General features: G+C 30.4%; 13 protein-coding genes. 6 read left to right on the forward strand and 7 right to left on the reverse strand.

Annotated elements, in window-relative coordinates; translation table 11 throughout:
• The first annotated feature begins 16 nt into the window (after nucleotides 1–16).
• Nucleotides 17–1477, forward strand: coding sequence for a RecQ family ATP-dependent DNA helicase (locus VJY32_RS09000; protein ID WP_353677578.1), 1461 nt, complete (start codon nucleotides 17–19; stop codon nucleotides 1475–1477).
• Between the two features lie 31 nt (nucleotides 1478–1508).
• Here the strand turns inward: VJY32_RS09000 and VJY32_RS09005 are convergent, their stop codons facing one another.
• Nucleotides 1509–3038, reverse strand: a complete 1530-nt coding sequence (locus VJY32_RS09005) for an alpha-N-arabinofuranosidase (protein ID WP_353677579.1) — start codon at nucleotides 3036–3038, stop codon at nucleotides 1509–1511.
• A 118-nt stretch (nucleotides 3039–3156) separates the two neighbouring features.
• Nucleotides 3157–4161 carry a J domain-containing protein gene (locus tag VJY32_RS09010; protein WP_353677580.1) on the reverse strand — a complete coding sequence of 335 codons (1005 nt, stop codon included), beginning with the start codon at nucleotides 4159–4161 and terminating at the stop codon, nucleotides 3157–3159.
• Nucleotides 4162–4345: 184 nt separating this feature from the next.
• Between VJY32_RS09010 and VJY32_RS09015 the strand changes: the two genes are divergently transcribed.
• The 5 genes from VJY32_RS09015 to VJY32_RS09035 are packed head-to-tail and all read left to right on the forward strand — an operon-like array spanning nucleotide 4346 to nucleotide 10796.
• The gene (locus tag VJY32_RS09015) at nucleotides 4346–4957 is read left to right on the forward strand and encodes a TetR/AcrR family transcriptional regulator (protein WP_353677581.1); all 612 of its coding nucleotides are present in this window, start codon (nucleotides 4346–4348) and stop codon (nucleotides 4955–4957) included.
• 17 nt (nucleotides 4958–4974) lie between these two features.
• Nucleotides 4975–6303 (forward strand): TolC family protein, encoded by a 1329-nt coding sequence (locus tag VJY32_RS09020; protein WP_353677582.1) that lies wholly within the window; start codon nucleotides 4975–4977, stop codon nucleotides 6301–6303.
• A 29-nt stretch (nucleotides 6304–6332) separates the two neighbouring features.
• A complete protein-coding gene (locus VJY32_RS09025; protein WP_353677583.1) occupies nucleotides 6333–7367 on the forward strand; it encodes an efflux RND transporter periplasmic adaptor subunit in 1035 nt (344 codons plus the stop codon).
• Nucleotides 7368–7379: 12 nt separating this feature from the next.
• Nucleotides 7380–10493 carry an efflux RND transporter permease subunit gene (locus VJY32_RS09030; protein ID WP_353677584.1) on the forward strand — a complete coding sequence of 1038 codons (3114 nt, stop codon included), beginning with the start codon at nucleotides 7380–7382 and terminating at the stop codon, nucleotides 10491–10493.
• A gap of 9 nt (nucleotides 10494–10502) precedes the next feature.
• Nucleotides 10503–10796, forward strand: a complete 294-nt coding sequence (locus VJY32_RS09035; protein WP_353677585.1) for a PG0541 family transporter-associated protein — start codon at nucleotides 10503–10505, stop codon at nucleotides 10794–10796.
• A 126-nt stretch (nucleotides 10797–10922) separates the two neighbouring features.
• On the opposite strand, the gene VJY32_RS09040 is transcribed toward VJY32_RS09035, so the two are convergent.
• From VJY32_RS09040 to bshB1, 5 genes are all read right to left on the reverse strand, one after another.
• A complete protein-coding gene (locus VJY32_RS09040; RefSeq protein ID WP_353677586.1) occupies nucleotides 10923–11126 on the reverse strand; it encodes a CDGSH iron-sulfur domain-containing protein in 204 nt (67 codons plus the stop codon).
• 95 nt (nucleotides 11127–11221) lie between these two features.
• On the reverse strand, nucleotides 11222–11608 hold the full coding sequence (locus tag VJY32_RS09045) for a DUF302 domain-containing protein (protein ID WP_353677587.1): 387 nt from the start codon (nucleotides 11606–11608) through the stop codon (nucleotides 11222–11224).
• A gap of 65 nt (nucleotides 11609–11673) precedes the next feature.
• Nucleotides 11674–13146: an SLC13 family permease gene (locus VJY32_RS09050; RefSeq protein WP_353677588.1), complete on the reverse strand. Its 1473-nt coding sequence runs from the start codon at nucleotides 13144–13146 to the stop codon at nucleotides 11674–11676.
• 6 nt (nucleotides 13147–13152) lie between these two features.
• Nucleotides 13153–14010: an NAD(P)-dependent oxidoreductase gene (locus VJY32_RS09055; protein ID WP_353677589.1), complete on the reverse strand. Its 858-nt coding sequence runs from the start codon at nucleotides 14008–14010 to the stop codon at nucleotides 13153–13155.
• A complete protein-coding gene (gene bshB1, locus VJY32_RS09060; protein WP_353677590.1) occupies nucleotides 14007–14738 on the reverse strand; it encodes a bacillithiol biosynthesis deacetylase BshB1 in 732 nt (243 codons plus the stop codon). The genes VJY32_RS09055 and bshB1 overlap by 4 nt, the downstream gene beginning before the upstream one ends.
• Nucleotides 14739–14889 lie beyond the last annotated feature (151 nt).

Consider the following 14889-nt stretch of genomic DNA (forward strand, 5'->3'; position numbering starts at 1 on the left):
AATAAATAATTAAAAAATGAATTTAGAAAAATATCTAAAGCAATATTTTGGTTTTGATTCATTTAAAGGAAAGCAAAAAGATGTTATAGACAGATTGGTTAATGAAAAGGGCCATTGCCTTTTAATAATGCCAACAGGTGGTGGAAAATCTTTATGCTATCAGCTGCCCGCAATGATTTTTGAAGGAGGGACACTTGTAATAAGCCCATTAATAGCATTGATGCAGGATCAAGTTGATGCATTAAAAAAGAAAAATATTCCTGCTGATTTTATCAATTCAACTATAGGAAGCAAACTACGCACAGAAAGATTAAATAAATTTGTTAAAGGAAAAACAAAATTGCTTTATGTTACACCCGAAAGATTTAAGAAAAAAGAATTTGTTGAAGCTATAAAGAAAGCAAATATTTCTTTGCTTGCAGTTGACGAGGCTCATTGTATTTCTGAATGGGGACATGATTTTAGACCTGATTATTCAAGAATTGGAGAGTTTAGAAAAATTATCAACAACCCTCTTACAATTGCATTGACCGCAACTGCTACTCCCGATGTTCAAAATGATATTATCTCAAAACTTGGAATTAGAAAAAGCGAGATAAAAATTTTTCATGAAGGAATTCAAAGACCAAATCTTCGACTTGAAGCAGTAGAAGTATTTGATGAGAAAGAAAGTATTGATATTATTATAAAAGTATTAAAAAAATACGAGGGTTCTGGAATTATATATTTCACTTTGATAAAAACACTTGAAAAATATTCACAAATATTAAAAGATAAAGGATTCCAGCATGAAATTTATCATGGGAAGTTAACACCAAATGAGCGTAAACAAAAACAGAGAGATTTTTTAACAGGCAAACAAAAATTAATTCTTGCCACAAATGCTTTTGGAATGGGCATAGACAAGCCTGATATACGGTTTGTTATTCACGCTGAAGTTCCAGCATCAATTGAATCTTATTACCAAGAAATTGGAAGAGCAGGAAGAGATGGAAAAGATTCTCTGTGTCTTTTGATTTACAATCAAAATGATTTGTATACACAAATGGAATTTATAAAATGGGCAAATCCAGATGCAGATTATTATGAACGATTATACAATCTTTTATCAATTAGAAATGATGAGGTTAATTCTTATGGAATTGATTTTATAAGAGAACAACTAAGCTATAAAGATAAAAATGATTTTAGAGTAGAAACAGCATTAGGAATTCTTGAGAGATATGGAGTAACAGAAGGTTCACTCGAGGAAAGAAATCTAAAAGTAATTGATGAATTACCCCAACAACTCGAAGATGAAAACTACTTAAAATCAAAATTTCTCAATGATAATAAAAAACTTCTTTCTGTAGTCAATTATTTCCGAACCGAAAAATGCAGAAGAATATTTATCTCAGATTATTTTGGTTTCCCCGGTGAACCTCCCTGCAGAAACTGTGATATCTGTTCAAAGAACAAATTTGATAATAAAGTTTAGTCTTATAGAAAAATATTATTTTACACAATAATTATTTTAATTCAAGAACCACAACAGAACATGGTGGAAGTTTAACATTAAGAATATTATTAACTAATTGAGCATCATTAAAGACTTTTGGCGATACTTTATCAGGCTGTTCGAATGTATTATGGTCCTGAACTTTTTCTGAGGTAAGTATTCTGCCTTTTACAGATGTAACTTTTACTCCTCTTAAATCAATTGTTACTTTTTGCTCGTTTCTAATATCAACATTAACTAAAGAAATATGGATAATACCATTTTTATCTTTGGATGCAGAACAAGATATTGCATCAAGACTTTGATTATCAACAGTATATTTATTGCTACTGACACTAACAGGCAACATTAATGCATCATGATGGACATTGTACATTTCCATTACGTGATATGTAGGAGTTAAAATAATTTTTTCTTTGTCAGTTAAAATTACAGCTTGCAGCACATTAACAATTTGTGCAAGATTTGCCATTTTAACTCTATCACAATGATTGTTAAAAATGTTCAAAGTAGCACCGGCTAAGATTGCATCTCTCATAGTATTTTGTTGGAATAAGAAAGCAGGATTAGTTCCTGGTTCTACATCATACCAGCCACCCCATTCATCAACTATAAGAGCAATTTTCTTTTGCGGGTCATATTTATCCATAATATTAACATGTCCCTTAATCAGCTCATCCATTTTCAAAGCTTGCTGCATTGTTTGAAAATATTGTTTTTCAGTAAAATCAGTAGCAGAACCTTTTTTGTTCCAATCAATAACAGAATAATGATGCAAACTAACACCTTCAATTAAATTGCGAGGAATATTTTTCAATAAAACTTCGGTCCAGTTATAATCATCACCCGGAGCTCCAGATGCAATTCTAAAAAGTTTTGTTCGGGAATAACCTGTCATATAAGTAGCATATTGACGATATAAATCAGCATAATATTCTGGACGCATATGACCGCCACAACCCCATGTTTCATTTCCAATTCCCCAATATTTAACATTCCATGGTTTCTCTCTTCCATTTTCTTTTCTTAAAGTTGTCATAGGACTGATTCCATCAAAATTCATGTATTGAACCCATTCAGCTAATTCCTGAGGTGTTCCACTTCCTACATTAGCAGATATGTAAGGTTCAGCACCTAATAATTCACACAAGTCCATAAATTCATGAGTACCAAAACTATTATTTTCAGTTACACCGCCCCACCACATATTTACAATTGTTGGTCTTTTTGATTTTGGACCAATTCCATCTTTCCAGTGATAAGTATCTGCAAAGCATCCACCAGGCCATCTTAAAACAGGAACTTTCATTTTTTTCAGAGCTGCTATAACATCATTTCGAATCCCTTTTGTATTAGGAATTATCTTATTAGTGTCCCCAACATAAATACCATCATAAATACATCTTCCAAGATGCTCAGAGAAATGTCCATAAATGTTTTTACTTATCGTATCTTTTCCTAAATCAGCATTAATAACAATTTTGTTTTGTGAAAAAATAATTGTCCATGATAAAAAGAAAAGGATTAATGTTTTTTTCATGGTTCACCTCATATTTGGTGGTAGTAAATTAAAATTTATTGTTATGGTTTGTAAATATAAAATCAATTTTACGATTATACCAAATAAAGCAGGAAAATATTGAATTTAAAATCAGATATTACAGATTATACTTTTTCTTCATCCATTCATATGCAGCATTAAGCTGCTTGGTTTTTTTCTCGGCAAGAATTTTTAACTCTTCCCCTAAATCACTTACCCTATCAGGATGATATTTTGCAATAAGTTCAAGATATTTTTTCCTAATTTGAGATTTTGTAACCTTTCCACTCAAGCCAAGTATTTTTCCATAATATTTCGCTTTTTCAAATTCTGTTGCTGTGGTTGGGTCAAACTCATCATCACTCTTCGCTGTTTTCTTTTCATATCGTTCATATCTTTCATATTTCTCATATTTCTCGTATTGTTCATATTGTGTATACTTTTGTTTATTATCTTTATCATCAGTTGATTTGCGATGTGTTTTCTGACGATAGTAAAATCCGACAATTTTATGAACTGAGGTGAATAACTCAGAACTGTTATCCCCGGCATTAAACAAATAATCAAGGAAATAAACATTCACATTAAACCAATCAGTATTTTTTATTTTTTCTGCATTATCAATGATTAATTTTTTAACAGTTTCTAATTTATTGTTTGGTCTTAATTTTTTGAGCAATTGTTCTTCAAATACTGGAGTGGCAACTTTTAAAATAGAATTAATCCAGTCATTCCCTACCTCAAGTATTAAAGTGTGGAGAATTAAATATTCATTTAAAACTGCTTCTGTAGATAAGGTTGAACTAATTTCATTAGAATAGCTGATACATTGAAGATGTCCATGAGTAGTAAACATAAACTCATTTAATGTCTGGTCAATATCTAAATTAAACCATTTCTTAAATACTGATTCAGCAGCATGATTAAAAAATTGAGTTCTTAATTCATAATTTGATTTATAACTTGTCAAATACTGCTGAGAAAAATTTGATATCCCATTATAAACAAATCCAATTGCTGTCCATATTTTATTATAGATTTCGTCATAAACATAATAAGCCTCCTCATACCTGCCCTGTTCAAAGAGGTAATCAGCTGCGCTTCTCATTTTAGCTATATTCATTCGGTGATTCATAGACAATAAAATATTTATTAAAAAAACAAGATTATGGTAAAAACCTTTTATTGCTATTTAATTATCGTTTGAAACAAAAACAAGTTAATACTTTTTTGACAATCAATTTTGCATTTAAAATCAATTTTTATATTTTTCGAACATTCTATTAAAATGTTTGATTATTATGATTATGAATAATGATAATATCCCATCAAAAAAAGATTTAATACTTAGCACAGCAAGACAAATTCTAGCCAAAAATGGTTACGCTAAAACCACACTAGATGATATTGCAAATGCATTAGGCATGAAAAAATCTTCACTTTATTATTATTATCAAAACAAAGAAGCTTTGCTTGAAGATGTTATTAATAGTGAGCGTGATAAGTATTTTTCATTAATTAATAATGCACTTAGTACAGGTAATACTATTCTGGAAAAAATAATTAGCTATGAAAATAAAAAATTCGAATATGTAACATCTGTAATGAAACTTCAGGATGTTTCTCTTAATGTTTTTTATGAAATCAAAAATAAAATCTATAAAATTATTAAAGAAATCAATGAGAAAGAAATTGATATTTTATCGAAAGTATTAAATGAAGCAATTAAGAAAAAAGAAATAAAAAAATGTGATACAAAACGAATTGCTTGTTTATTACTTACTATATCTGAAGCTCTTCGTCATCGTGAATATTACTTTGCTTCTTTTACAGTTGACAAACAAATCGATTTTTCCAAAGCTCATGATGATATGATTTTTGCAGTTAAGTTAATATTTGAGGGTTTATTAATAAAATAAAATCCGGAGGTAAATAAGTGAAAAAGTTAATTTTATTTATTTTGTCTTTTACTATAATTCTCTCAGCACAACAAAGAGAGAAAATAGTATTAGACCTAAACAGAGCTATAGAACTTGCACTTGAAAAAAATAGTGAAATAAAAGTAGCTCAAATGGAGGTTAATAAATCGAAAGAAAAACTTCGCGAAGCTTTAAGCGGTCTTTATCCAAAACTCGATTTAAGTGCCCAGTATCAGCGTTACATTAAAAAACCCGTAATCTTTTTGCCACCTGGGACACCATTCAGTCCAGGGAATAAACCAGGTATTTTAGAAATTGGTTCTGATAATTCTTATAATGGTTCTGCTTCTCTTTCTGTGCCATTATTTGCATGGTCGCTTTATGAAAGCATTGGTGTTGCTTCGAACTCACTGGATTTATCAACAGAAAGTTATAGGAACACTAAAGTTCAGATTATCGGGAATGTTAAAAAGTCATTTCTTGCCGTATTATTATCCAGAGAAATGAAAAATCTTATGGAACTAAGTTTGAAGAATGCAGAAGATAATTTTGAAAATATTAAAAGACTTAATAAAGCAGGTACTCTTTCAGATTATGATGTTCTTAGAGCAGAAGTTCAAGTAGAAAATCTTAAACCAACTGTTCTTCAAATGGAGAATAATTATAAATTATCTCTTGAAGCTTTGAAGGTAGCAATAGGTTTAGATGCCAGTGAGGATGTCGATGTTGTCGGTGAACTTAATTTTGAAGAACCTTATCAATTGCCATCAGAAGATGAAATTATTCGTGAACTTCTTCAAACAAATCCACAACTTTCAATTCTCGAGCAGCAAGTTAAGCTTTATGAAAAAATGGTTTCTCTTGAAAAATCTTCTTATCTACCAACTTTAGCTGGATTTGGAAGTTATCAATATCAAACTCAAGCAAATGATTTTAATTTTTCTGAGTATCGATGGGTCAAAACTTTTGTTGTTGGTCTTCAAATTCAACTTCCTGTTTTTAATGGATTTAGAACTCAATCAAGGGTAAGTCAAGCAGAAATTAGTTTAAGTCAGGCAAAAGAACAAAAAAGAAATTTGACAGAAGCAATAAAAACACAAGCACTAAGTATTCTTTATCGAGTTCAGCAGGCATTGAAAAGAATTGAAGGTCAAAATAAAACAGTAAAACAAGCCGAAGAAGGTTATAATATTGCAAAAAGAAGACTTGAAAACGGACTTGCTACTCAATTAGAAGTTAATGATGCAGAACTTGCACTTCGTCAGGCAAGAATTAACAGACTTCAAGCAATATATGACCTCAAAGTAGCAGAAGCAGAATTAAATACAGTTCTGGGTAAAAATTAAGTTTAGAATTAAAATCAGGAGATAAATAAATGAACATTACAAAAATTCTATCAGTCATTTTAGTTTCTTTAATTATTATTATTGGCTGTTCAAAGAAAGAAATAAATAATGAAACACAAAAAATAATTCCAGTAGAAGTAAGTGTTGTAAAAAAATCAAGTATTGACAGAAATATTGAATTAGTTGGAACTTTAGCTGCATGGAAAGAAGCAAATCTTGGAGCTCAAACATCAGGAAGGATTCAAAAGATTTATGTTGAAGAAGGCTCAAGAGTAAAAGAAGGTGATTTGCTTTTTGAAATGGATGATACTCAACTTGTACAAGCTAAAATTCAATATCAAATTACAAAAGATAATTACGAAAGGATGAAGCCTCTTTACGAAACTGGTTCGATATCTCAATCGCAATACGACCAAATTAAAGCAGCATATGAAACTGCAGAAAAAAATTATAACTTGCTTTTGACCAATACACAATTCAGAGCACCTTTCTCAGGAATAATTACTGCAAAAAAATTAAATGACGGAGAAGTATTTTTGTTGGCTCCAACTGGAGGTGCTCCAACAATTGTAACTTTAATGCAAATTAATCCATTAAAATTACTCTTAAATGTAAGCGAGAATAATTTTAAGGATATTAAAATTGGTCAAAATGTTGAAATACAATCTGACATTTTCCCAAATGAAATTTTTAAGGGTAATGTAAGTAGAATTAATCCTACCATCAATGCATTAACAAGAACTTTTGAAGTTGAAGTTAAAATTCCAAATCCTCAAGAAAAATTAAGACCAGGAATGTTTGTAAGAGCAAAGATTTTATTAGGTCAAACAGAAGGAATTCTTGTTAACAGAGCTGCAATACTCAAACAAATTGGGACTGCTGCATATTATGCTTTTATCATTAAAAATAATATTGCTAAAAGAGTTGATGTAACTATCGGGAAAGAATTTGATAGTGTAATAGAAATTACAAATGGTTTATCTGAAGGTGATTATTTAGTTACAAATGGTCAGGGAATCTTAAAAGATGGAACACAAGTAGAAATAAAAGCAAAAGCAGAGTAAAGGAGAACAAAAATGCGATTACCAGAAATTTCTGTTAGAAGACCAATTACAACAATCATGTTGTTTGTGGCAATCATTATAATTGGATTTGTATCTTTTCAAAGATTGCCTATAGATTTACTGCCGGAAATTGAACCCCCAATGATAAGCGTTTTAACACAATATCCGGGAGCTAGTGCACAAGATGTTGAAATTAATGTAACCAAAAAAATTGAAAGCGGCTTAAGTTCAATTACAAATTTGAAAAAAATCAGGTCTACTTCTATAGATAATATTTCAGTTGTTGTTTTAGAATTTGAATATGGAACAAATTTAGACGAAGCCTCAAATGACATTCGTTCTGCTTTAGAATTTACAAAAAGAAACTTACCACAAGACGCACTTGACCCATTCATATTTAAATTCAGCACCAACATCTTTCCCGTTGTATTTTTAGCTGTAACTGCTGATGAGAGTTATATTGGTTTAAATAAACTTGCAGAGCAAGAAATTGTAGACCCATTAAAACGTGTTAATGGCGTAGGCACAGTTCAGGCTTTTGGCGGACCAATTAGACAAATATTAGTTCAGGTTGACCCAAAGAAATTAGAAGCTTACAATATTTCTACTCAACAAATTGGACAGGCTCTTCAATCAGAAAACATAAATCTTCCTTCTGGAACAATTAAAATGGGAAATATGGAATATAACCTAAGAGTTCCAGGAGAATTTACTGATGTCAACGAGATAAAAAATCTGGTTGTTAGTCAGCAGGGTGGAAGGATTGTTTATTTAAAAGATGTAGCTAATGTTAAAGATAGCTTAAAAGACAGAACAATTAATGTTAGACTTAATGGTGGCCGTGGATTACAAATAATAGTACAAAAACAATCAGGGGCAAACACTGTTGAAGTAGCAAAAAATGTAAAAGCAAAAATTGAACAAATAAAAAAGAATCTTCCATCTGATGTAAAAATTGATGTTATTGTTGATACATCTGAATACATTGTAAATTCTATTAACAATCTTGCGGAAGCTGTTATTCTTGGAGCAGTTTTTGTATCGATAGTAATACTTTTATTTTTAAGAAAGTGGCGCGCAACATTAATTATTCTTTTTACATTACCTGTTTCATTAATTGGGGCTTTTATTTATTTGTATTTTACAGGAAACACAATAAATATAATTTCACTTTCTTCACTCTCAATAGCAGTAGGAATGGTTGTTGATGACGCAATCGTTATACTCGAAAATATTTCTCATCATGTAGAACGAGGTGCAAGACCAAGAGAAGCAGCAATTTTTGGTTCATCAGAAGTTGGACTTGCTGTTACTGCTTCAACACTTACAATAGTTGCAGTATTCTTCCCGTTAGTATTTATTTCTGGAATTGCAGGAATATTATTTAATCAGCTGGGCTTTTTAGTAACAATAATGATTCTTGTCTCACTATTAGCTGCATTAACATTAATTCCAATGTTATCTGCTCAACTCTTAAAATCTAAAAAGGAAGAAAAACCAATTCAAAATCCTTACCTTAAAAAAATTGATTCATCACTCGCTAAATTTCTTAATAGAATAGATGAATTTTACAAAGGAATATTAAATTGGGCTTTAGACCATAAAAAGACTGTAATTGTAGGAGCAATTTTAATTTTTGCCGGTTCACTTGCATTAATACCAATTGTAGGAACAGAATTTTTCCCGCGTTCAGATTCAGGTAATTTTCAACTAACATTAGAACTGCAACCGGGAATTAGACTTGAAGAAACTATAGAATATGTTAAAAAAGTTGAAGAAATCATTAGAAAAGATTTTCCTGAAATCGAATTTATATCTGGACGTTCTGGTGTAAATGATCAGGGTTTCTCAGCAATATTATTTGGACAAAGAGAAGCTGCAAATATTTCTTCAATTCAAGTAAGAACAGCACCAAAAAGTAAACGACAGAGAACAATTTTTGAAATGGCTGATTTACTTCGTCAAAAACTCGAAGTAATTCCTGGTATAAAGAGCTTTACAATAAATACAAGCGGTTCAATGTCAATGTTGACTGGCGGAACAGGTGCTCCTATTGAAGTTGATATTATTGGTCCAAACATAGATGAAACTTATCAATTAGCTACTCGTATTAAAGAACAGATGACCAAAATCGAAGGTACTCGTGATGTAAGAATTGATATTGGGGATCCAAGACCAGAACTTCAAATTACTCTTCAAAGAGATAAAATGGCACTCAATGGTCTTAATACATCTCTTGTTGCTTCGACTTTAAGAAATTATTACTATGGATTTACACCAACAAAATATCGCGAACTTGGAGATGAGTACGACATCTTCATTAGTCTACCACCTGAAAAGAAAAATTCATTAGCAGATATTGAAAACCTTCCAATTAAAACAATGGCTGGAACAACTGTAAGATTAAAAGATATAGGAAGAGTTACTCAACAATATTCACCACCTGAAATTAAAAGAAAAGAGCAAGAACGAGTTGTTGCAGTGTTATCTGATGTTGAAGGTCGTTCACTTGGTGAAGTAACTAAAGACATTCAAAATTATGTTAATAAATTGCAACTTCCACCAAATGTTTCAATTGAATATGCAGGTCAAATTGAACAACAAGCTGATACTTTTAAGGATTTATCTCTTTTACTTATTCTAAGCATCATATTAGTTTATATGGTAATGGCATCACAATTTGAATCTTTGCTAGACCCATTTATAATTATGTTCTCAGTTCCATTCTCATTCACAGGTGTTTTCATTGCATTATTTATTACCAACACTCCATTCAGTGTAATTGCATTTTTAGGAAGTATTATGCTTATTGGAATTGTTGTAAAAAATGCTATTGTACTTGTTGATTACACAAATATTACAAGAGCTCGAGGTTACGAATTGAGAGAAGCAATTATATATGCCGGTAGGAACAGACTACGTCCCGTTTTGATGACAGCATTAACAACATTGCTTGGATTAATCCCTCTTGCAATTAGTAAAGGGGAGGGTTCTGAAACATGGCAACCACTTGGAATCTCAACAATTGGCGGCTTATTCTTTTCTACAGTGATAACTCTAATAATTGTCCCTGTTCTATATTCTATATTTGAAACCAAAATTAAACAGAAAAAAGAAGTTGATTAAGGAGACAAAATGAAAGCAGTAATGATAGTTTATAATCACGGAATTACTGAAGAAGTTGATGAAGCTCTTCAGAGTTTGAATATAAGAGGCTTTACTCGATTCTTAAATGTTCATGGACAAGGAAGTGAAAAAGGTGAGCCACATTTAGGTACTCACATTTGGCCCAGTCAGAATGCAGTAGTTTTTACTGTAATTAAGGATGATTTAGTTGAACCTTTATTAGAAAAAGTACGGCAAATAAATAAAGAAGCTGAAGAACAAGGGATTCATGCATTTGTTTGGAACATAGAAAAAATGGTTTAATCAATAAAATTGAGGCTGTCAGAAAAAGTTTTTTGAATTACAAAATCTGTGTAAATCAATTAAAATCTGTGTTTTTCAGTGTACATGCTTTAATAACTAACTTTTTCTGACAGCCTCGAATAAAAATTACTTTACTTCTATTTCTATAAGCTCCCCTTTGAACTCACATTTTTTATGAGTTCCGTCGCAAAATGGTTTATTAGAGGATTGTCCACATCTGCAAAGAGCAATTGTCTTCTGAGAAAGAATTTCTTCTTCCCCGTTCTTTATAATTTTTGCTTGGGTAACTTCTATTAAATAAGGACCATTCTCTGCTGCTTTTATTTTCATGCCTAACCTCCTTCTTGAAAATTTTTTAAAAATATTTCACATTAATTTGTTTATTACTAAACAACTTTTCAAGTAATAAAATAATCAAATTAATTTCACAAGCTTTCGAGTACTCTTTTCAGTTTTGCTGATACTTCATTTGCTATTTCTTCTAATTCTTTATTGCCAACGGCTTGCATAGTTTCCATTGGATTAATTGTACTTACCTGCACTTTACCATCTTCTTTTTCCTGAACAATTACATTACATGGCAATAAAACTCCAATATTCTCCTCTTTTGATAATGCTTTATAAGCTAATGGTGGATTGCATGCACCAAATATTTTGTATTTTCTAAAATCAACATCGAGTTTTTTCTTAAGTGTTTCTTTAACATCTATTTCTGTTAAAACACCAAAACCTTCTTTTTTTAATTCTTCAAAAATTTTATTTATTGCTTCATCAAAAGAATATTCAACAATTTTTAAATTATAATATGCCATTTTTCAGTCCTCCATTTATTTGATACACATTTGATTAAAATTCTGCTAATCGGATTCAAGCAAGATTAAACAAAAAATAACCACACAAAAAATGTAACTGTTATGATTCCAAAAAAATTAATAATTAAACCAACTCTTGCCATATCAATTATCTTTAATTTTCTGCTACTAAAAACAATTGCATTTGGAGGAGTTGCCACAGGAAGCATAAAAGCAAATGAAGAAGAGATTGTTGCAGGAATCATTAGCAACAACGGATTTAAATTCAATTCAATTGAAAGTGAAGCTAAAATTGGTAAAATTATTTGAGCAGTTGCCGTATTTGATGTTAACTCAGTAAGAAAAGTCAATACAAAACAAACAGAAACAATTAAAAAAATTGGTTCAACATTTTTCAAAGAAGTAAATTGTTGCCCGATAAGTATTGATAATTTGCTGGCAACAAAACCATCAGCTAATGCAAACCCTCCGCCAAAAAGCAAAATTATATCCCATGGAATTTTTTTTATTGAATTAAAATCGAGAATAAAATTTTGTTCTTTACTTTTTTTAGATACAGGTATTATATAGAGTAAAAATGCCATAGTAATCGCAACCGTTCCATCATCTATAAAATCAGGTTTTAAAAATATTTGAGACCAGCCTGGAATTTTAATAAATCCTAAATCCAGTTCTGCTCTAAAAATCCATAATAAAGAAGTAATTAAAAAAATTATCGCTACTATTTTTTCTTCATAAGTAATTCCACCGAGTTTTAATTTTTCTTCCTTAATTAAATTCATTTCAATTGAAGTAAAATTATAATTTCTGAAAAGAACTTTTGTTAAAAAAAGCCATACGAAAACTATCATTACTAAAGAAATTGGGGCTGCAAATTTCATCCAATCACCAAAGTAAATTTCCGGATTGTTTGGGAAATTTATCTTGTAAATTCTTTGGAATACTAAATTTGGCGGGGTTCCAATTGGCGTAGCTATTCCACCTATCGAGCATGAATAAGCAATCCCAAGCATAAGTGCAATAGCAAATCGTGATGTCTTTTCGTTACCGAATTCTTCTTCTAATTTATAAATTATTGATAAACCAATTGGTAATAACATAACTGCTGTTGCTGTATTTGATATCCACATTGAAATCAATGCAGAAGATGCCATAAATCCTAATATAATTTTTGATGGGGATTTACCTGTTATCTCAATAACATTCAATGCAATTCTTTTATGAAGATTCCATCTTTCCATAGCAATTGCAATTATAAATCCACCCATGAAAAGGAATATAGTAGAATTGATGTAAGATTGTGAAATATCTTTTGAAGAAATAACCCCTGTAATTGGGAACAATATCAATGGTATCAAAGAAGTTACTGCAAGTGGAACTGCTTCAGTTATCCACAGAATTGACATTAATACAGCAATTGATGCCACTATTTGTGCATCTTTATACTTTTCTCCAAAATCAAGAAAATACAACACACATACAGCACAGCAAATTCCAATTCCAAGCCAGATTAATTGACTTACAGTTTTTCTATTCATCTAATTTCATTTTTCTGGATGAATTATGTTATAAAGAGCCGAATAATCTTTATCTGATAAATTTGCATCTACAGATTTTATTAAAATATTTCTTACACATTCAACTAACTGAGTATTTACATTATTGTTTTGAAATTCCTGATAAATCAAATTAATATCTTTCAACATATGTTTTAAAGGAAAGTTAGCTTTATCAAAATCTCTTTTTAACATATTTGGTAATTTTTTATCAAAAGTTGGTGCATAAAGTGCACTCTTTCTAAGGATTTCCATAAAAATATTAATATCAATCCCCTTATTGTTAACATATGCTAACGAAGTTGCAAAAGCTGAAAGTAAAGATGGAATTAATTGATTCAAAGCCAATTTGAGAGCCGAAGCTTTTCCAACATCTCCAACATGAATAACACTATTACCAAAATTTTTTAATATTTTTTTCAATCTGTTAAAAGTTTCTGAATTACCTCCAACCATTACAATCAATTCACCTGATTCTGCTTGTTGAGTGCTACCAAGAACTGGAGCTTCAATATATTCACCGCCTGATTGTTCTATTCTTTCTTTCAACAATAAGCTTTCCTGAGGTGCAATTGTACTCATCTGAATTAAAGTTTTCCCTTTGAAATTTGATTTATTTCTAAAGAGAACCTCAACTATTGCGTTATAATCAGTTAACATTGTAATAATTAATTGAGGTTCTTTAATAGCTTCTTCAGGAGCAGTAAAAATTTTTGCTTGATGTTTTTTTAATCTTTCAGTTTTAGAAATAGTGCGATTAAATACATAAAGATTATAGTTAGCTTTTAATAAGCGAAATGCCATTGGTTCGCCCATTAATCCTGTACCAAGAAATGCAATTTTCATTTTGTATCTCCGTTCTTGATGAAGTTAATTAAATCAAATTCAATTTCTTCTTCGCAAAAGAAAGGTTCTCCGTAATCTTTTCCAATTTTAAATCCATAGACCTTTGCTCTTGCCTCTATGTATTTTAAAAAATTTGGCTGGCTTATAAATGTTTCTGGTTCTGTAGAATTTGGATTATGAAATTGTGAGTCATAAGCTTTTATTGCTTCCATTTTGATTTCGAATGTATCACTTATATCTACGATAAACGTAGGTTTGACCTCATAAGTCTGCATGTAATAAAATAATTTTTTTGGTCTGAATGGTATTTGAATTTTCTCATTTTCTTCTGTAACAATTTTTGGTAAACCAGAAAAAAATATGGCTTCTTTAATTAACTGACCACAATTAGTATGATCTGGATGTCTGTCATTAAAATAAGGAGCAAAAATAATTTTAGGCTGATACTTCCTTATCCTTGAAATTATTTTTAACAAATACTCATCATTTACTTTTATAGAACCGTCTTTTAAACCAAGATTTTCTCTGTGAGTAATTTTCAAGATTTCTGAGGCTTTTTGTGCTTCTTTTAATCTTATTTCTGCTGAACCTCTTGTCCCAAGTTCTCCGCGTGTTAAATCTACTACTCCTAACTTCAATCCACTTTTTATGAGCTTTGCTATTGTCCCTCCCATTGACAATTCTGCATCATCAGGATGAGCAGCAAAAATTAATACATCTAAATACATTTATTCCTCTTTTAAAAAAATTATTAATAAATATGATTATAATTTTTTTGAAAGTAAATTATTTCAGAAAATTTTCTAAGCATCAAATCTTTTTTTGACTGCATAAATATAATCATTTGAGAAATATTTATATTCGTGTAACAAAAAATTT

It is taken from the genome of Rosettibacter primus, from assembly GCF_036860675.1.
Classification (GTDB): Bacteria; Bacteroidota; Ignavibacteria; order Ignavibacteriales; family Melioribacteraceae; genus Rosettibacter; species Rosettibacter primus.